18 protein-coding genes are annotated in these 18372 nt (G+C 30.9%); 14 read left to right on the forward strand and 4 right to left on the reverse strand.

Annotated features, from left to right (window positions below):
- Nucleotides 1-2 precede the first annotated feature (2 nt).
- The 3 genes from SAMSHR1132_RS04410 to opp4C are packed head-to-tail and all read left to right on the forward strand — an operon-like array spanning nucleotide 3 to nucleotide 2830.
- Nucleotides 3-983: an ABC transporter ATP-binding protein gene (locus SAMSHR1132_RS04410; protein WP_000427762.1), complete on the forward strand. Its 981-nt coding sequence runs from the start codon at nucleotides 3-5 to the stop codon at nucleotides 981-983.
- Nucleotides 976-1938: an oligopeptide ABC transporter permease gene (gene opp4B / locus SAMSHR1132_RS04415; RefSeq protein ID WP_000239821.1), complete on the forward strand. Its 963-nt coding sequence runs from the start codon at nucleotides 976-978 to the stop codon at nucleotides 1936-1938. Before SAMSHR1132_RS04410 ends, opp4B begins: the two co-directional genes overlap by 8 nt.
- Nucleotides 1939-1948: 10 nt before the next feature.
- A complete protein-coding gene (gene opp4C / locus SAMSHR1132_RS04420; RefSeq protein ID WP_001180303.1) occupies nucleotides 1949-2830 on the forward strand; it encodes an oligopeptide ABC transporter permease in 882 nt (293 codons plus the stop codon).
- A gap of 59 nt (nucleotides 2831-2889) precedes the next feature.
- Here opp4C and trpS read toward each other — a convergent pair whose 3' ends face one another.
- Nucleotides 2890-3879, reverse strand: a complete 990-nt coding sequence (gene trpS / locus SAMSHR1132_RS04425) for a tryptophan--tRNA ligase (RefSeq protein ID WP_000448942.1) — start codon at nucleotides 3877-3879, stop codon at nucleotides 2890-2892.
- Between the two features lie 293 nt (nucleotides 3880-4172).
- Between trpS and spxA the strand changes: the two genes are divergently transcribed.
- From spxA to pepF, 4 genes are all read left to right on the forward strand, one after another.
- A complete protein-coding gene (gene spxA / locus SAMSHR1132_RS04430) occupies nucleotides 4173-4568 on the forward strand; it encodes a transcriptional regulator SpxA (protein WP_000258003.1) in 396 nt (131 codons plus the stop codon).
- Nucleotides 4569-4939: 371 nt separating this feature from the next.
- Complete coding sequence (gene mecA, locus SAMSHR1132_RS04435; RefSeq protein ID WP_001217738.1) at nucleotides 4940-5659, forward strand: adaptor protein MecA; 720 nt, start codon at nucleotides 4940-4942, stop codon at nucleotides 5657-5659.
- 135 nt (nucleotides 5660-5794) lie between these two features.
- Complete coding sequence (locus SAMSHR1132_RS04440; RefSeq protein ID WP_000903687.1) at nucleotides 5795-6781, forward strand: competence protein CoiA; 987 nt, start codon at nucleotides 5795-5797, stop codon at nucleotides 6779-6781.
- 47 nt (nucleotides 6782-6828) lie between these two features.
- Complete coding sequence (pepF, locus tag SAMSHR1132_RS04445) at nucleotides 6829-8637, forward strand: oligoendopeptidase F (RefSeq protein ID WP_000082720.1); 1809 nt, start codon at nucleotides 6829-6831, stop codon at nucleotides 8635-8637.
- Nucleotides 8638-9208: 571 nt separating this feature from the next.
- On the opposite strand, the gene yjbH is transcribed toward pepF, so the two are convergent.
- From yjbH to SAMSHR1132_RS04460, 3 genes are all read right to left on the reverse strand, one after another.
- Entirely contained in the window at nucleotides 9209-10015 is an 807-nt protein-coding gene (yjbH, locus tag SAMSHR1132_RS04450) for a protease adaptor protein YjbH (RefSeq protein WP_000896688.1), read from the reverse strand.
- Between the two features lie 22 nt (nucleotides 10016-10037).
- The gene (locus tag SAMSHR1132_RS04455; protein WP_000214076.1) at nucleotides 10038-10403 is read right to left on the reverse strand and encodes a truncated hemoglobin YjbI; all 366 of its coding nucleotides are present in this window, start codon (nucleotides 10401-10403) and stop codon (nucleotides 10038-10040) included.
- A 121-nt stretch (nucleotides 10404-10524) separates the two neighbouring features.
- Nucleotides 10525-11118 carry a CYTH domain-containing protein gene (locus tag SAMSHR1132_RS04460; protein WP_000224609.1) on the reverse strand — a complete coding sequence of 198 codons (594 nt, stop codon included), beginning with the start codon at nucleotides 11116-11118 and terminating at the stop codon, nucleotides 10525-10527.
- A 183-nt stretch (nucleotides 11119-11301) separates the two neighbouring features.
- Here SAMSHR1132_RS04460 and SAMSHR1132_RS04465 point away from each other — a divergent pair, with 183 nt between their 5' ends.
- The 7 genes from SAMSHR1132_RS04465 (at nucleotide 11302) to fabI (ending at nucleotide 18245) form a co-directional block, all read left to right on the forward strand.
- Nucleotides 11302-11649, forward strand: a complete 348-nt coding sequence (locus SAMSHR1132_RS04465; protein WP_001242105.1) for a UPF0738 family protein — start codon at nucleotides 11302-11304, stop codon at nucleotides 11647-11649.
- A gap of 16 nt (nucleotides 11650-11665) precedes the next feature.
- Nucleotides 11666-12301 carry a GTP pyrophosphokinase gene (locus tag SAMSHR1132_RS04470; RefSeq protein ID WP_001077681.1) on the forward strand — a complete coding sequence of 212 codons (636 nt, stop codon included), beginning with the start codon at nucleotides 11666-11668 and terminating at the stop codon, nucleotides 12299-12301.
- Nucleotides 12302-12317: 16 nt separating this feature from the next.
- Nucleotides 12318-13127 carry an NAD kinase gene (locus SAMSHR1132_RS04475; protein WP_001270835.1) on the forward strand — a complete coding sequence of 270 codons (810 nt, stop codon included), beginning with the start codon at nucleotides 12318-12320 and terminating at the stop codon, nucleotides 13125-13127.
- On the forward strand, nucleotides 13124-13978 hold the full coding sequence (locus SAMSHR1132_RS04480) for an RluA family pseudouridine synthase (protein WP_000673497.1): 855 nt from the start codon (nucleotides 13124-13126) through the stop codon (nucleotides 13976-13978). The genes SAMSHR1132_RS04475 and SAMSHR1132_RS04480 overlap by 4 nt, the downstream gene beginning before the upstream one ends.
- Before the next feature lie 20 nt (nucleotides 13979-13998).
- Nucleotides 13999-15384: a magnesium transporter gene (gene mgtE, locus SAMSHR1132_RS04485; protein ID WP_000062401.1), complete on the forward strand. Its 1386-nt coding sequence runs from the start codon at nucleotides 13999-14001 to the stop codon at nucleotides 15382-15384.
- Between the two features lie 9 nt (nucleotides 15385-15393).
- Complete coding sequence (locus SAMSHR1132_RS04490) at nucleotides 15394-17238, forward strand: monovalent cation:proton antiporter family protein (protein ID WP_000395165.1); 1845 nt, start codon at nucleotides 15394-15396, stop codon at nucleotides 17236-17238.
- Nucleotides 17239-17474: 236 nt separating this feature from the next.
- Nucleotides 17475-18245: an enoyl-ACP reductase FabI gene (fabI, locus tag SAMSHR1132_RS04495; RefSeq protein WP_000933190.1), complete on the forward strand. Its 771-nt coding sequence runs from the start codon at nucleotides 17475-17477 to the stop codon at nucleotides 18243-18245.
- The last annotated feature ends 127 nt before the right edge of the window (nucleotides 18246-18372 follow it).

The following is an 18372-nucleotide window of genomic DNA, read 5'->3' on the forward strand; positions in this document are numbered from 1 at the left end:
CGATGGAAAACATCTTAGAAGTACATCAAGTGAAAAAGTACTACAAAATTAAAACTGGATTATTGCAAAAAAGCCAATTTGTCAAAGCAGTTGATGAGGTTTCCTTTTCAATAAAAAAAGGTCAAACATTTGGATTGGTTGGTGAATCTGGTTGTGGAAAGTCCACAATTGGTAAAGTTATTATTAGATTAGAAGATGCAACATCAGGCTCGATTATTATTGATGGTGAGGATATAACGCATTTGAGAGGTAAGAAATTAAGAGAGTCACGACAAAAATATCAAATGATTTTTCAAGACCCATATGCTTCTTTAAACCCAATGCAGATGGTAGGAGATATAATTGCAGAGCCAATTTTAAACTATAAAAAAATGTCGAAAGATGAAGTTAAAAAAGAAGTACTATATTTATTAAAATGTGTTGGATTAAGTGAAGAAGCATACTATAAATATGCACATGAATTTTCAGGTGGGCAACGACAAAGAGTTGGGATAGCAAGAGCATTAGCTTTACGTCCTAGTCTAATTGTCGCTGATGAGCCTGTAAGTGCATTAGATGTATCCGTACAATCTCAAGTACTCAATTTATTGAAGGATCTGCAAGAACAATTTAACTTAAGTTATCTATTTATCGCACATGATTTAAGTGTTGTAAAACATATTAGTGATGTAATAGGAGTTATGTATTTAGGTCATATAGTCGAAATAGCTTCGGATAAAGAAATTTATGAAAATCCTAAACATCCATATACGAAAGCATTAATTTCTTCAATCCCACAGTTTGATAAACAAAATAGTGAAAGAATTATATTACAAGGGGAATTACCTTCACCTAGTAATCCACCAAAAGGATGTCCATTCCATACTAGATGTCCTATAGCAACAGAGAAATGTAAAACAAACTTACCGAATTTAGAATATGTTAGCGATAATCATAAAGTTGCATGTTTTTATGTAGATAAAGTAGGTGAAATAAATGGTTAAATTGATTTTAAAACGATTAGGATTAATGATTCCACTTTTAATATTAATATCAATTGTTGTGTTTTCATTAGCAATTATTCAACCGGGGGATCCTTTTTCAGACTTACAAAATGGGAAAATAAAACAAGAGGCAATAAATGCTCAAAGGGAAAGATTAGGTCTCAATGATTCGATTCCTAAACAATATATTAGATGGGTACAAAACATAGCTCATGGTAATTTGGGAGAATCAATTAAATATAAAAGACCTGTAATAGATGTAATAGAAGAAAGACTTCCTAATACAATTTTACTTGGCGTTATGTCACTGATTATTACGTATGTTATTTCTTTTATTTTAGGAATAACGTCTGGGAGATTTGCCTATGGCATTACAGATTATACAGTGCAAATATTTAATTATTTGATGTTAGCCATTCCATCATTTATTGCAGGTGTTTTTGCAATTTTTATATTTTCTTTTGAATTACAGTGGTTTCCTTTCCAAGGTTCAGTGGATATAAATTTACAAGAAGGTACTTTTAATTATTATTTAAGTAAAATATATCATACATTTTTACCGGCATTAACATTGGGGTTATTATCTACGGCGGGTTATATTCAATATTTACGTAATGATATTATTGAAAATTCTAAAAAAGACTATGTTTTGACAGCTAGATCAAAAGGATTATCTATGAATAGAATTTATAATAAGCATATTTTGAGAAATTCTCTAATACCAATCATCACATTTTTAGGTGCTGATATTGTAAGTATATTAGGTGGAGCTGTAATTACAGAAACCATTTTTTCATACAATGGTATTGGTAAATTATTTTTAGAATCAGTAACTGGACAAGATTATCCATTAATGATGGCTTTGACTTTATTCTTTTCATTTTTAGGTTTACTGGGCAACTTGATTTCTGATATTACATATGGATTTGTGGATCCAAGAATTAGAAGTAACTAGGAGGGGCACAATGCAGAATAAGTCACGTTCACCGTTAAAAATAGCATTTACTAAATTTATTCATAATAAAATTGCTATGCTTTCAATTTCGTATTTATTAATCATAATTATAGTATCAGTTATTGCACCACTAATTGCACCATATCCTGTGAATCAACAAGATCTTTTGAATATAAAAGGTGACATGACATCTCATAATTTACTTGGGACAGATTCAGGTGGTAGAGATAATTTTAGTCGCTTATTGTTTGCCGGACGTATTTCTTTATCAATTGGAATTACGTCTACAATTGGCATGTTATTGATAGGTATAACCGTAGGGGTCGTATCTGGATATTTTGGTGGCTTAGTTGATACGTTGCTTATGAGAATAACTGAATTTGTAATGTTATTTCCATTTTTGATTTTTGCAATTGTTTTAAATGCAGCACTTGGAGATAAAATTAAAAATCCATATGGATCAGCGATTATTTTAGTACTAGTTATTATTGCTTTAAGTTGGGGAGGTATCGCTCGATTAGTTCGAGGTAAAGTTCTACAAGAAAAAGAAAATGAATATTTTTTAGCAGCTAAATCCATAGGTACACCTACTTATAAAATTATATTGAAACATTTGCTTCCCAATATATTAAGCGTTGTAATAGTTCAAGCGACTTTATTATTTGCTGGTATGATAGTTGTTGAATCAGGATTAAGCTTTTTAGGTTTTGGTATTAGTAAGGCAATTCCTTCGTGGGGGAATATGCTGAGTGATGCACAAGAAGGTGATGTAATCAGTGGGAAACCATGGATTTGGATGCCGCCAGCGGTTATGATTACTTTAACGATATTAAGTATTAATTTTGTTGGTGAAGGTCTAAAAGATGCTTTTAATCCACGAGGTAGACATTAAAAATTGATACGAAAATAAAGAGACACTAGGGAATTCTAGTGCCTCTTTATTTTGATAGTTTATCTCTTGCGTCCTATGCCCATAGCTTTTTCCATTTTTTTAACAGTTTTAAAAGATACTTTGTGCGCTTTGTCTCTGCCTTGATCTAAAATATCATCAAGTGTATCTGAGTTATAGAAGCTTGCGTATTTTTCTTGGAATTCTACTAAAAAGGCTTTTACAATCTCAGCCAAATCACCTTTGAATTTGCCATAACCTTCACCTTCGTATTTTGCTTCAATGTCATTGATAGACATGTCGGTTAATCCAGCATATATTGAAATTAAATTCGTAATACCTGGTTTGTTTTCGCGATCGAATTTGATAATTCCATCTGAATCAGTTACGGCACTTTTAATTTTTTTAGCGGCAACGTTAGGTTCGTCTAGTAACGAAATAAAGTTTTTAGTGTTGTCATCACTCTTACTCATTTTTCTTGTTGGATCTTGTAAACTCATAACTCTTCCACCAACTTTAGGCATACGAATTTCAGGTTTAACAAGGATGTCGTTATAACGACTGTTAAATCGATCAACAAGATTACGCGTTAATTCCATATGTTGTTTTTGATCATCACCAACAGGAACAATATTGGTGTTATATAAAACTATATCTGCTGCCATTAATGGGGGATATGTTAATAATCCAGCTGGAATGCCTTCCACTGACTTTTGAGATTTATCTTTATATTGTGTCATACGCTCTAATTCCCCAACAGAAGCTATAGTTGTTAACATCCATCCAGCTTGAACGTGTGCAGGAACTTCAGATTGAATAAATAGTGTTGCTTTGTTTGGATCAATACCTGAAGCTAGATATATAGCTGCTAATTGTCTTGTTTGTTTACGTAATTTTAAACGATCTTGTGGCATTGTAATTGCATGTTGATCAACGATACAGAAATAACAATCATAGTCATTTTGTACGTCAACAAATTGTTTTAATGCACCAATATAATTTCCAATAGTAGGAATTCCACTAGGTTGAATGCCTGAAAATAATGTCTCCATTTAAATGCCTACTTTCTCAATAATAATTTAATAATTATCATTATAACAGTATTTCTTAAAAATGTAAGATGTGTTAGAATATATGTATAACTTGCTACTAACAGAGGGATTCTTAACTTTTTATTAAGTGTAGAAACTTATCTGAAAAATTAGGTTTTTCTCATTTAATTTTAATGTTAGATAGTTATAATAAATAGTAACGATTAAGAATTTTAGAAAAAAATGTTTTTTCTTGATCTATAACTAAATTTTAAGCAATGAATTTTATTCATTCAAATAGGAGAGTGAGATGTATGGTAACATTATTTACTTCACCAAGTTGCACATCTTGCCGTAAAGCGAAAGCATGGTTACAAGAACATGACATTCCGTATACGGAGCGTAATATTTTTTCTGAACATTTAACAATTGATGAAATTAAGCAAATATTAAAAATGACTGAAGACGGTACTGATGAAATCATTTCTACACGTTCTAAAACATACCAAAAATTAAATGTTGATATTGATTCACTACCATTACAAGATTTATATTCAATCATTCAAGATAATCCTGGCTTATTACGTCGTCCAATTATTTTAGATAATAAACGACTACAAGTTGGTTATAATGAGGACGAGATTCGACGTTTCTTACCTAGAAAAGTTCGTACGTTCCAATTACAAGAAGCACAACGTATGGTTGACTAATAACCATTTAACTATGTGTCATTACTTTACTAAAAGATATGTCAAGCAACGCTATTTATATAGTGTTGCTTTTTTGGCTTTTTAAAGAATGGGAGCGTACATATTTATTTGTATGTATGCCTCATTTATTAATATAACTATGTATAAATGTGTTTTGGATGAAACATTTTGTATGATAGGGTAAAATTAAATTAAGAAAGTGCTTTAATGCTTTAACTGTATAAATCATTTATATAGTTTTACTACAATGAATGTGTTATTATAAATTACCAAAATATTTTAGCGATAGAAATCAGACAAATAAATTGTAATTTGTTTGATGCTCTAATACAATATGAATACTATTCATCGACTGTAAGGAGTGAGATGATATGAGAATAGAACGAGTAGATGATACAACTGTAAAATTGTTTATAACATATAGTGATATCGAGGCACGTGGATTTAGTCGAGAAGATTTATGGACAAATCGTAAACGTGGTGAAGAATTCTTTTGGTCAATGATGGATGAAATTAATGAAGAAGAGGATTTTGTGGTAGAGGGTCCATTATGGATTCAAGTACATGCTTTTGAAAAAGGCGTCGAAGTTACAATTTCTAAATCTAAAAATGAAGATATGATGAATATGTCTGATGATGATACAACTGATCAATTTGATGAACAAGTTCAAGAATTGTTAGCTCAAACATTAGAAGGCGAAGATCAACTAGAAGAATTATTTGAACAAAGAACTAAAGAAAAAGAAGCACAAGGATCTAAACGTCAACGAAATGCTACACGAAAAAATACAAGAACAATTATTGTGAAATTTAATGATTTAGAAGATGTTATTAATTATGCATATCATAATAACCTAATCACAACTGATTTTGAAGATTTGTTATATATGGTTGATAGTACTTATTATTATGCGATTCACTTTGATAGTCATGTTGATCAAGAGGTTATTAATGATAGCTATAGTCAATTGTTAGAGTTTGCATACCCAACTGATAGAACAGAAGTGTATTTAAATGACTATGCTAAAATTATTATGAGTCATAACGTTACAGCTCAAGTTCGACGTTATTTTCCTGATACAACAGAATAACCAAGCATTATTTAAATATTTAACATAAAAGAGACTCTTCGGAGTCTCTTTTTTTTACTCATGGTTTATTTAATAATATTGAAACGTAAAAAGTAAACTTCAAATATAAAACGTGTAATATTTTGAGGTGAAGTGATGTTAATAGCTTTAAATAAAGAAAGACAACGAGTGTCAGCAACATCTGCTGAAAGAGCGTTGCAATATTTTTGTCCAGCATGTGGAAATCCGGTTATTTTAAAAAGGGGACATAAAGTAGTAAGTCATTTTGCACATAAGCATTTAACAGAACAAAAATGTTTTAATAATGAGACGATTAAACATTACAAAAGCAAATTAACATTAGCACAAATGTTAATGCAGCAAGGATATCAAGTTGAAATAGAGCCATTTTTAAAAGAAATTAGACAGATTCCTGATTTAATAATTAACAATAAATATGCATTTGAACTACAATTATCACCTATACCGTATAGACAAGTTTTACAACGTACAGAAGGTTTGAATAAATTAGGCTATAAAGTTGTTTGGTTGCTTGATGATATACATATATTTCAAAGTAAGGTGAAATTAAGTCATTTTCAAAGTATTTTTATCAATCCAATTACACGAAGATTTTATACATTTAATTTAGAGAAACAACAGATTTTTGAATTTAAACAATTACAAAGTTTAGGTGGCAACAATTTTTTGGCGACTAAAATGGAAGCACATATTAAAGAATTATTTATTGAGATACCACACAATGTTAAATCAATTATTAAATTATCTAAATCCTCTATTAATCAATATATCAAATATTGTCGCTGGCAAAACTCGGTATTACAACCAACATTAAGTGCTATGTATCAATTGCGGTTAACAGATGAAGCTGTAGTGATTAATTATGGCTATATTTTCCCAGAACAAATATATATCGAAAATCATCCGATAGAATGGCAATTACACGTTGATTTAATGTTAATTAGTAAGGATGATCTTACTATTTATGATTTTTTAGATTACTTCAAAATAAGGAATTTTTTAATACCATTAGAATCAAAGTTAGTAATTGTGAAAAAACTTATTAACAATTATTTAAATCTTAATTCAAAAAGAGGTAATGACGTGCAAATTTTGTTGTAAAATGAGAAAATTATATCAATTATATTTTATTAGGAGGTTTACTACATATGAGTCAACAATTATCAAGAGAAGAACAGGAACGTAAATATCCTGAATATACATGGGACTTAACAACAATCTTTAAAGATGATGAAGCGTTTGAAGCTGCATTTAAAGAAGTTGAAAATGAATTAGGTAAAGAGGAACAATTTAAAGGACATATTGGTGATAGTGCTGAAACACTTTATAATGCACTTGAGTTAGAAGATACATTAGGTACTAAATTAGAAAAAGTGTATGTATACGCACATTTAAAACAAGACCAAGATACTACGAACGATAAATATACTGGTATGGAATCAAGAGCACACCAGCTTATCATTAAATTTAGTTCTGCATGGAGTTTCTTAGTACCAGAAATTTTGCAAATTGATGAGGATAAAATTGAATCATTCGTAAATTCATATGATAAATTACAAAAATTTGCATTTGATTTGAAATTAATAAACGAAAAACGTCCGCATATTTTAGATGCAGAAACTGAAAAGTTGTTAACAGAAGCTCAGGACGCATTATCTACGCCTTCAAATGTATACGGTATGTTTAGTAATGCTGATTTAGTCTTTGAGGATGCTATAGATAAAGATGGAAATTCACATCCATTAACTCAAGGTACATTTATTAAATATTTAGAATCTGATGATCGTAAATTAAGAGAAAGTGCATTTAGAAATGTATATAAAGCTTATGGTGCACATAATAATACACTTGGAGCTACGTTAGCTGGTGAAGTGAAAAAGAATGTATTTAATGCACGAACACATAATTATAAAACTGCGAGGGAAAAAGCTTTAAGTAACAATCATATCCCAGAAAATGTATATGACAATCTTGTAAAGACTGTTCATAAATACTTACCATTACTTCATCGTTATACTGAACTACGTAAAGAATTGTTAGGTTTAGAAGATTTGAAAATGTATGATTTATATACACCATTAATTAAAGATATTAAATTTGAAATGCCTTATGAAGAAGCTGTTGATTGGATGCTTAAAGCGCTAGAACCGATGGGCGAAGAATATCTAGCTGTTGTAAAAGAAGGCTTGGATAATAGATGGGTCGATGTTTATGAAAATAAAGGTAAACGCTCAGGTGGATATTCATCAGGTGCACATTTAACAAATCCATTTATCTTGCTTAATTGGTCTAATACAATTTCAGATCTTTATACTTTAGTTCATGAATTTGGTCATTCAGCACATAGTTACTTCAGTAGAAAGTTCCAGCCTTCAAATTCAAGTGACTACACTATCTTTGTTGCAGAAGTAGCATCTACTTGTAATGAAGCATTGCTAAGTGATTACATGGACAAACACTTAGATGATGAAAAACGTCTATTGTTATTAAATCAAGAGTTAGAACGTTTCAGAGCAACTTTATTCCGTCAAACAATGTTTGCAGAATTTGAGCATAAGATTCATGCAATTGAAGAAGCGGGCGAACCTTTAACGCCAACAAGAATGAACGAAGAATATGCCAAATTAAATAAATTGTATTTTGGTGATGCAGTTGAAACAGATGATGATATAAGCAAAGAATGGTCACGTATTCCACACTTCTATATGAATTATTATGTATATCAATACGCTACAGGTTATAGTGCAGCTCAAAGTTTAAGTCATCAAATTTTAACAGAAGGTAAGCCAGCGGTTGATAGATATATTAATGAATTCTTGAAAAAAGGTAGCTCAAATTATCCGATTGAAATATTGAAAAATGCTGGTGTCGATATGACAACGCCGGAACCAATTGAACAAGCTTGTGAAGTTTTTGAACAAAAATTGAACGCTTTTGAAAAATTAATGAAAGCTTAGTGTCATTGAATTCGCTTACATTATGAACATATTGTGACAGTTTAAAATAACTACTATTTAAAGGTTGAAATGGGAGAGATAGCGTGTTATATTATGAACATGAAATTAATCACATAACAAACATACCCCTTTGTTTGAAGTGAAAAATTTCTCCCATCCCCTTTGTTTAGCGTCGTGTATTCAGACACGACGTTTTTTTGTGCGCTTTTTTAATTGGTGTATATAAAATCGTATAAAAATGTGTAAAATATGCAGTTTATATTCATTTTTAATTACTATGTTCTTTCGTTATGCTAATCAAAAAATAATGCAGTATAGTTTCGATATTGAAAAAGTTGTAGTAGTGGAAATAAGTCTTGATAAATCAGTGTCACACTTCATTTAGATTTATGTATAAAGGTAAATGAAATGTGCATTTGTATTTTTGAAAAAAGGTTTATAAAAGTAACAAATCAAATAAGGGCAACAGATGAAATAATTAAAAGCTTATCTGACAGTCCAATTTAGTATATAACAAATTAAAAGAAGACCTCGATACATGATGATGTGTATATCGAAGTCTTCTTTTCATTTATTTAGATTTAATTTTAGGCATTTTAGATTTCCAGAAATCACCATCTGGATATTTGAGTTTTTCGATTTTTTGTTGTATAGCTAGTTTCTTTAACTCTTTGTTTAATAATTTTTCAGGCCATTCATAAATAGTAAGTAATTCTTCCATCGTTACAAGCTGTTGTTGTTGTATATATGTCTCTAATTTAGGTGGAAGATTCTTTTCGATTGGTTTTCCCATCAATTCGTTAATAATGTAAGTATAAATATGATAGTGATATAAACCTTCAACTTTTAAGCCTTCTTCATGAACATCTTCACTAAAGAATACTAGGGAAGGGGCTTGTTCGATTTCCATTTCTCTTGCTATATGCAAATCGATTTTCAAGCTCTCTGTTAATTTACTTTTTTGTAAGTCATCTTTAAATACTTCTAAATCAATACCTGCATTTTGAATACAGTCACAAATCATTGATTCTGTTATGATATCACGTTTTGGTATGATTTCATTTTGCATTAAATGTATGAAACGTTCGGCACGCACACGACCTTGTAACTCAGCAGCTTTATATGCTAGAGCAATATTGTCAAAGTTTGATGTACTTTGAGCCTGACATTTAGTTAATACCTTTAATGAAGGGTTTAATATATGTCTAATACGTATATATTGATTATATTCAATTCTTAATTTTGATAAGATTGCTGATAGTTTAAAGCAATCGGAGCTAAATGGATCGAAAAATGAATAAATCTCGATTTTACTTACAGGTGATAGATTAAAATCTTCACGACTCTTATTTTCCATTATTCGTAATTCTCCAGCCATGTTTATTCACCTACAATTAATTTTAGGAATTTACCATATGATTAGCAGTTAATCTTAAGCGTTCATACAAATAATCGCCCACACCGTGTGGGAAGGCTGCTCGATTAATTGCGATATGCATATTTTCTAACCATGCATCTTTCTCGAATTCTGTAATTGTAAATTCCATATGTCTTTTTCTTAGCATTGGGTGTCCATGTTCTGATGTATACAAATCAGGACCACCCAAAAATTGTGTTAAAAATTGTTTTTGTTTACGACTTGTTTCTTCAAAATCTCCTGGAAATAGGTGATTAAGTCTGTCGTCTTTTTCTACAAGGGTGTAAAAATAATCAATCATATCATATAATGCGTTTTTACCAATGATGTCATATGGTGTTGTTGTCATTTCATCACCCATTTTCAAAAAAATTTAGTAACAAAAATATTTATCGTTACGAACTTAACTTAATATATATCTAATATAACATGATTTGAAACATTTGAAAGAAATATGCATATTTGCCAATTTAATTTATATTGTTTGAAAGAGTTTCTTTTTTCTTAAAAAAACGTTGAACTTTATTTAAAGGTTGTTTATGTTCAAGGTTCCATTCATTTAATAAGCTTTGAAATTTTTGTAAACCTTGGTCGTAATCTTTAACTTCAAATTCTAATTCATAATCTGTAGTGTCTAAATACTCGCTTTTATCTAAAACAAGTAAATCACCTTGATATTGTGTTTCTTGGCGATATGTTGTCAATGCGCCGAGAATTGATAATGACTGATCGTTAACACCAAATTGTTTAACTAAAATTTGACGAATGTCATCTGGAAGGGAATCGTTTGGAATAATCATATCTATCTCTGGATTTATAGAGATAATATGGTTGTATTCCATTAATCCTACTTCTGCAGGTGTCTTTAATGTCATTTCAAATTGTTTGTCTTTAACTCGAATTCTTAGTGCAGAACGATGTTGTTTTAATTTGAAATCAGGTGTATCAATATAATAATTGACTTGTTTAAACAATACGCAATTTTTAAAATATTTTTCTTGTAATGTCTCGTATAGTGAGGCAGTAATAATTTGTTTGAATTCTATTTCATGATTAGTTGCCACTTTATATATACACCTCGTATCAAATTCAATTTATCTTAACTATATTATGAATGACAACGTTGAATTTTAAAAGTAATTTCATTTATCCGATATCAAAGTTAATTTGCCTATTAAAAATAGAGTTCGTAAGTGTTTTGTGTTCTTGAATTATGTTAAAATGTTATGGAATAAGGAGGAGCAAGCATGCGTTTATATATTAATGAAATAAAAATCAAAGATGATACACTTTATTGTTATACAGATGATTCTATTGAAGGTCTAACTGAAGTAGGACAAATGCTTGTTGATAGTGATAATTATGCTTTTGCATATACATTGGATGATGGTAAAGCGTATGCTTATCTCATTTTCGTTCAAGAAACATGGACGATGTTACACGAAAATATGACTAAAAAAATCATTATCAATGATAAATTAGAATTAACAGAATTTCACCAAGAGCTGTCATATATTTTAGAGAATATTAAAGGAAATAATAACTACGGTAAAGAATTTGTAGCAACCGTTGAAGATACTTTTGACATAGAATAAAGCGGGGTGGAGCACTATGAATCAATGGGATCAGTTCTTAACACCTTATAAGCAAGCAGTTGATGAATTAAAGGTAAAGCTTAAAGGTATGCGCAAACAATATGAAATAGGAGAACAAGCATCTCCAATTGAGTTTGTAACTGGACGTGTTAAGCCAATCTCTAGCATTATAGATAAGGCGAATAAACGGCAAATACCATTTGATAGGTTGAGAGAAGAAATGTATGATATCGCAGGCCTAAGAATGATGTGCCAATTTGTTGAAGATATTGATGTAGTTGTTAATATTTTAAAACAAAGAAAAGATTTTAAAGTGATTGAAGAACGTGATTATATTCGTAACACTAAAGAAAGTGGCTATCGCTCTTATCATGTCATTATCGAATACCCAATCGAGACATTACATGGGCAAAAATTTATATTAGCTGAGATTCAGATTCGTACGTTGGCAATGAATTTTTGGGCAACAATTGAACACACATTACGATATAAATATGATGGTGCTTATCCAGATGAAATCCAACATCGTTTAGAAAGAGCGGCAGAAGCAGCTTATTTACTCGATGAAGAAATGTCTGAAATTAAAGATGAGATTCAAGAAGCACAGAAATATTATACTCAGAAGCGTTCGAAAAAACATGAAAATGATTAACGAGGTGTAGTAAATCATGCGTTATACAATTTTAACTAAAGGTGATTCTAAGTCCAATGCTTTAAAGCATAAAATGATGAATTATATGAAAGATTTTCGCATGATTGAAGATAGTGAAAATCCTGAAATTGTTATATCAGTTGGTGGAGATGGTACGTTATTGCAAGCTTTTCATCAATACAGCCATATGTTATCTAAAGTAGCATTTGTTGGGGTACATACAGGACATTTAGGATTTTATGCTGACTGGTTACCTCATGAAGTGGAAAAATTAATTATCGAAATTAATAATTCGGAGTTTCAAGTGATTGAATATCCTCTACTTGAAATCATTGTGAGGTATAATGACAATGGCTATGAGACTAGATACTTGGCTTTAAATGAAGCAACGATGAAAACTGAAAATGGCTCAACGCTCGTTGTTGATGTGAATTTGAGAGGTAAACATTTTGAACGTTTTAGAGGTGACGGTTTATGTGTATCAACACCATCAGGTTCAACAGCTTACAATAAAGCTTTAGGTGGTGCTTTGATTCATCCATCACTTGAAGCAATGCAAATTACAGAAATTGCTTCTATTAATAATAGAGTGTTTAGAACAGTAGGTTCACCTTTAGTTTTACCTAAGCATCATACATGTTTAATATCACCAGTTAATCATGATACGATTCGAATGACGATTGACCATGTTAGTATCAAACATAAAAATGTTAATTCAATACAGTATCGTGTTGCGAATGAAAAAGTAAGATTCGCACGCTTCAGACCGTTCCCATTTTGGAAACGTGTTCATGATTCATTTATTTCAAGTGATGAAGCACGATGAAATTTACGTATCAGATAACGCAGCAGGAAACAGTTAAAACATTTTTAGCACGACATGACTTTTCTAAGAAAACAGTGAGCGCCATTAAACATAATGGCGCTTTAATTGTTAATGGTCAGCATGTAACTGTTAGAAAAGTATTAATGCCAGAAGATACACTGGTCATTCATTTACCAAAAGAAATTCATAGTTCTAATATGATTCCATTTGATCGACCACTGGAAGTAATTTACGAAGATGCGTATATTATTTTAGTCACAAAGCCGAAAAATCAAAATTGTACGCCATCTAGAGAGCATCCACATGAAAGTTTAATCGAACAAGTATTACATTATTGTCAAGATAAAGGGGAGAATATAAATCCCCATATTGTTACACGTTTAGATCGGGATACAACAGGTATAGTGATTTTTGCAAAATATGGACATATCCATCATTTATTTTCTAAAGTGAAATTAGAAAAAGTGTATACTTGTCTTGCATACGGTAAAACAAAATTAAATGACGTTATTGAAGCGAATATTAGACGTTCAAGTGATAGTATTATAACGCGAGAGGTTGCAGAAGATGGCAAATATGCCAAAACATCATACGAAGTATTAACTCAAAATGATAAATATAGTTTATGCAAAGTGTATTTGCATACAGGACGAACACATCAAATACGCGTACATTTTCAATATATCGGTCATTCTTTAGTTGGGGATTCATTGTATGGTGGAAGCCATGAACGGGTTCAAGGTCAGACGTTACGATGTACGCAAGTGAATTTTGTCCACCCAATTACTAAAAATGACATTGCAATTACAATTGATTATAAACAATTGCTAAATTTATTTAATGAACTATGAATGACACAGGGGGTGTAAATATGTCTATGAACACAGATGATAGAGAGCGTGTTCAAGAAGAGATTTACAATAAAACATTATTAGATCAATTCTTAGAAAATGATGATATTGATCAATTTAGAGTTGAATTTCTATCGTTGCACACTTATGAACAAAGTGAGTATTTTGAAGATACTACGGATGAAAATAGACAAAAGATTTTCCAATATTTGTCTCCAGAAGAAGTTGCAAGTTTCTTTGACCAATTAGACATTGATGATGACGAATATGAAACATTATTTGATAAGATGAATGCAACTTATGCCAGTCATATTTTAGAAGATATGTCCTATGATAATGCGGTAGACATTTTAAATGAATTGACTAAACCTAAAGTTGCTAGCCTTTTAACATTAATGAATAAAGATGATGCAAACGAAATCAAAGCGTTACTACACTATGATGAGGATACTGCGGGCGGTATTATGACGACCGAGTATTTATCGCTTAAAGCGCATACGCCTGTTAAAGAAGCCTTATTATTAGTTAAAGCACAAGCACCTGATGCAGAAACAATTTATGTTATCTTTGTCGTTGATGATGACGGTAAATTAGTAGGAGTTTTATCATTAAGAGATTTAATTGTTGCTGAAAATGATGCTTATATTGAAGATATTATGAATGAGCGTGTCATCAGTGTGAATGTAGCAGACGACCAAGAAGATGTGGCTCAAGTGATGAGAGACTATGATTTCATGGCAGTGCCTGTTATAGATTATCAAGATCATTTATTAGGTATTATTACGATTGATGATATTTTAGATGTAATGGATGAAGAAGCGAGTGAAGACTATTCAAGATTAGCAGGGGTTTCTGATATTGACTCTACAAATGATTCAATTGTAAAAACTGCTTTGAAACGTTTGCCGTGGCTTATTATTTTAACATTTTTAGGTATGATTACAGCTACAATTTTAGGTCGTTTTGAAAAAACATTAGAAAATGTTGCACTACTTGCAGCATTTATTCCGATTATTAGTGGGATGTCAGGGAATTCAGGTACGCAATCGTTAGCCGTTTCAGTTCGTAATATATCTACCGGAGAAATTAATGAACAAAGTAAGTTTAAAATTGCTATACGAGAAGCGGGTAGTGGCGTATTATCAGGTGTTGTTTGTGCTACGATTTTATTTACAATAATTGTAGCCATTTATCATCAGCCACTATTAGCGTTAATTGTTGCAGGAAGTTTAACTTGTGCAATGACTGTGGGGACTTTTGTTGGTTCGATGATTCCATTATTAATGAATAAATTAAATATCGATCCAGCTGTAGCAAGCGGACCATTTATTACAACAATTAATGATATTATAAGTATGTTAATTTATTTTGGTTTAGCTACATCATTTATGGCTTACTTAATTTAAGGAGGAGTTATGGAGTTTTTATCTTTAGTTATTGTCGTTTTAGCAGCGTTTTTAACTCCAATAATTGTCAATCGATTAAATATTAATTTCTTGCCAGTTGTTGTTGCAGAAATATTAATGGGGATTGTCATAGGAAATTCCTTTTTAAATATTGTAGAAAGGGATTCTATTTTAAATATTTTATCGACGTTAGGTTTTATCTTTTTAATGTTTTTAAGTGGGTTAGAAATAGATTTTAAAGCATTTAAAAAAGATAAACGCGGTCGTCAAGGGCATAATGATGAAGAAACATCAATTCCAGGTCACTTGAACTTAGCTCTTACAGTATTTGCTTTAATTATGATTATTTCAATTTTCTTAGCTTATGTTTTTAAATGGTTGGGCTTAGTTGATGATGTATTATTAATGGTCATTATAATTTCGACAATTTCATTAGGTGTTGTCGTTCCGACTTTGAAAGAAATGAATATTATGAGAACTACAATTGGCCAATTCATACTTTTAGTAGCTGTACTAGCAGATTTAGTAACAATGATTTTGTTGACAGTGTATGGTGCAATTAATGGCCAAGGTGGAAGTACAATTTGGTTAATTGGCATACTTGTCGTTTTCACAGCAATCTCATATATTTTAGGGGTTCAATTTAAGCGTATGTCATTTTTACAAAAACTGATGGATGGTACAACACAAATTGGCATTCGTGCAGTATTTGCCTTAATTATTTTGTTAGTAGCATTAGCAGAAGGTGTTGGAGCTGAAAATATATTAGGTGCATTTTTAGCCGGCGTTGTTGTATCACTATTAAATCCAGATGAAGAAATGGTGGAAAAGCTAGATTCATTCGGTTATGGATTTTTTATACCTATATTCTTCATAATGGTTGGCGTAGACTTAAACATACCTTCGTTAATTAAAGAGCCTAAATTATTAATAATTATACCGATTTTAATTATGGCATTTATTGTTTCCAAATTAATACCAGTCATGTTCATAAGACGATGGTTTGATATGAGAACGACGATTGCATCAGCATTTTTATTAACGTCAACGTTGTCACTTGTAATTGCTGCAGCTAAAATTTCGGAAAGATTAAATGCCATTTCATCTGAAACTTCAGGTATTTTAATACTAAGTGCTGTTATTACATGTGTATTCGTTCCGATTATTTTCAAAAAGCTATTTCCAATTCCAGATGAATTTAATCGTAAAATTGAAGTTAGTTTAATAGGTAAGAACCAGCTAACAATTCCGATTGCACAAAATTTAACATCTCAACTATACGATGTAACTTTATATTATCGAAAGGATTTAAGCGATCGCCGCCAATTATCTGATGATATTACAATGATTGAAATAGCGGACTATGAGCAAGATGTTTTAGAAAGATTAGGCTTATTTGATCGCGATATAGTGGTTTGCGCAACCAATGATGATGATATTAACCGGAAAGTTGCTATGTTAGCTAAAAAACATCAAGTTCAACGCGTCATTTGTAGATTAGAAAGTACATCTGATGATACGGAATTAGTAGAAGCAGGTATAGAAATTTTCAGTAGTTATTTAAGTAACAAAATATTATTAAAAGGTTTAATTGAGACACCAAACATGTTGAACTTATTAAGTAATGTTGAAACGTCGTTATATGAAATTCAAATGTTAAATTATAAATATGAAAATATTCAATTACGTAATTTCCCATTTGGTGGCGATATTATCTTCGTTCGTATTATTAGAAATAATGAATCGATTGTGCCTCATGGTGATACGCAATTACGTTATGGTGATCGACTAATTGTTACTGGTGCTAAAGAATACGTTGATGAGCTGAAACAAGAATTAGAATTTTATTTTTAAAGTATAATATACGCATCATTTCTAAATATAGTAATTCGGTGATATGAAATGATTACTATAATTGGAAAAATTAAATTTAGATTACTTCAAATCTAATATTTATACTGCCAAAACGTTTAAATAACTTTATTAAAAAGTCATAATAGTGTTAAAATGTAATGACGAATAAAAAGTTATTAAAAACAGGGATATGTTATTCTATCCATTAAATTGATTAAAATAAGGAGTTATCTTACATGTTAAATCTTGAAAACAAAACATATGTGATTATGGGAATTGCTAATAAGCGTAGTATTGCTTTTGGCGTAGCAAAAGTCTTAGACGAATTAGGTGCGAAATTAGTATTTACTTATCGTAAAGAACGTAGTCGCAAAGAGCTTGAAAAGTTATTAGAACAATTAAATCAACCTGAAGCACATTTATATCAAATAGATGTTCAAAGTGATGAAGAAGTGATTAATGGTTTTGCACAAATTGGAAAAGATGTAGGTAATATTGATGGTGTATACCACTCAATCGCATTTGCCAATATGGAAGATTTACGTGGACGTTTTTCTGAAACATCTCGCGAAGGTTTCTTATTAGCGCAAGACATTAGTTCGTATTCATTAACGATTGTTGCTCATGAAGCTAAAAAATTAATGCCTGAAGGTGGTAGCATTGTTGCTACAACTTATTTAGGTGGCGAATTTGCGGTTCAAAATTACAATGTTATGGGTGTTGCTAAAGCAAGCTTAGAAGCAAATGTTAAATATTTAGCTTTAGATTTAGGTCCAGATAACATTCGTGTGAATGCCATTTCAGCAGGTCCTATTCGTACATTAAGTGCAAAAGGTGTGGGTGGATTCAATACAATCCTTAAAGAAATTGAAGAACGTGCACCATTAAAACGAAACGTTGATCAAGTAGAAGTAGGTAAAACAGCAGCCTACCTATTAAGTGACTTATCAAGTGGCGTTACTGGTGAAAATATTCATGTAGATAGCGGATTCCACGCAATTAAATAATATGTAAATTAAAAAGCTTTGTTCACTTTATTTTTTGGGTGATCAAAGCTTTTTATTATGAATATAAAAATCGCCTTAAAAGTTGTAGTTTCAACTTTTAAGGCGATAGTGTGTTGTTTTATGAAAA

The organism is Staphylococcus argenteus (assembly GCF_000236925.1).
Taxonomy (GTDB): Bacteria; Bacillota; Bacilli; order Staphylococcales; family Staphylococcaceae; genus Staphylococcus; species Staphylococcus argenteus.

Excerpts from the sequence above, each read along its gene's own strand:
- SAMSHR1132_RS04465 (WP_001242105.1), top strand. The coding sequence starts at position 11,302 with ATGCGTTTATATATTAATGAAATAAAAATCAAAGATGATACACTTTAT.
- mgtE (WP_000062401.1), top strand. The coding sequence starts at position 13,999 with ATGTCTATGAACACAGATGATAGAGAGCGTGTTCAAGAAGAGATTTAC.
- SAMSHR1132_RS04475 (WP_001270835.1), top strand. The coding sequence starts at position 12,318 with ATGCGTTATACAATTTTAACTAAAGGTGATTCTAAGTCCAATGCTTTA.
- trpS (WP_000448942.1), bottom strand. The coding sequence starts at position 3,879 with ATGGAGACATTATTTTCAGGCATTCAACCTAGTGGAATTCCTACTATT.
- opp4C (WP_001180303.1), top strand. The coding sequence starts at position 1,949 with ATGCAGAATAAGTCACGTTCACCGTTAAAAATAGCATTTACTAAATTT.
- SAMSHR1132_RS04410 (WP_000427762.1), top strand. The coding sequence starts at position 3 with ATGGAAAACATCTTAGAAGTACATCAAGTGAAAAAGTACTACAAAATT.
- fabI (WP_000933190.1), top strand. The coding sequence starts at position 17,475 with ATGTTAAATCTTGAAAACAAAACATATGTGATTATGGGAATTGCTAAT.
- mecA (WP_001217738.1), top strand. The coding sequence starts at position 4,940 with ATGAGAATAGAACGAGTAGATGATACAACTGTAAAATTGTTTATAACA.
- SAMSHR1132_RS04490 (WP_000395165.1), top strand. The coding sequence starts at position 15,394 with ATGGAGTTTTTATCTTTAGTTATTGTCGTTTTAGCAGCGTTTTTAACT.
- pepF (WP_000082720.1), top strand. The coding sequence starts at position 6,829 with ATGAGTCAACAATTATCAAGAGAAGAACAGGAACGTAAATATCCTGAA.
- SAMSHR1132_RS04440 (WP_000903687.1), top strand. The coding sequence starts at position 5,795 with ATGTTAATAGCTTTAAATAAAGAAAGACAACGAGTGTCAGCAACATCT.
- SAMSHR1132_RS04470 (WP_001077681.1), top strand. The coding sequence starts at position 11,666 with ATGAATCAATGGGATCAGTTCTTAACACCTTATAAGCAAGCAGTTGAT.
- spxA (WP_000258003.1), top strand. The coding sequence starts at position 4,173 with ATGGTAACATTATTTACTTCACCAAGTTGCACATCTTGCCGTAAAGCG.
- yjbH (WP_000896688.1), bottom strand. The coding sequence starts at position 10,015 with ATGGCTGGAGAATTACGAATAATGGAAAATAAGAGTCGTGAAGATTTT.
- SAMSHR1132_RS04455 (WP_000214076.1), bottom strand. The coding sequence starts at position 10,403 with ATGACAACAACACCATATGACATCATTGGTAAAAACGCATTATATGAT.
- opp4B (WP_000239821.1), top strand. The coding sequence starts at position 976 with ATGGTTAAATTGATTTTAAAACGATTAGGATTAATGATTCCACTTTTA.
- SAMSHR1132_RS04480 (WP_000673497.1), top strand. The coding sequence starts at position 13,124 with ATGAAATTTACGTATCAGATAACGCAGCAGGAAACAGTTAAAACATTT.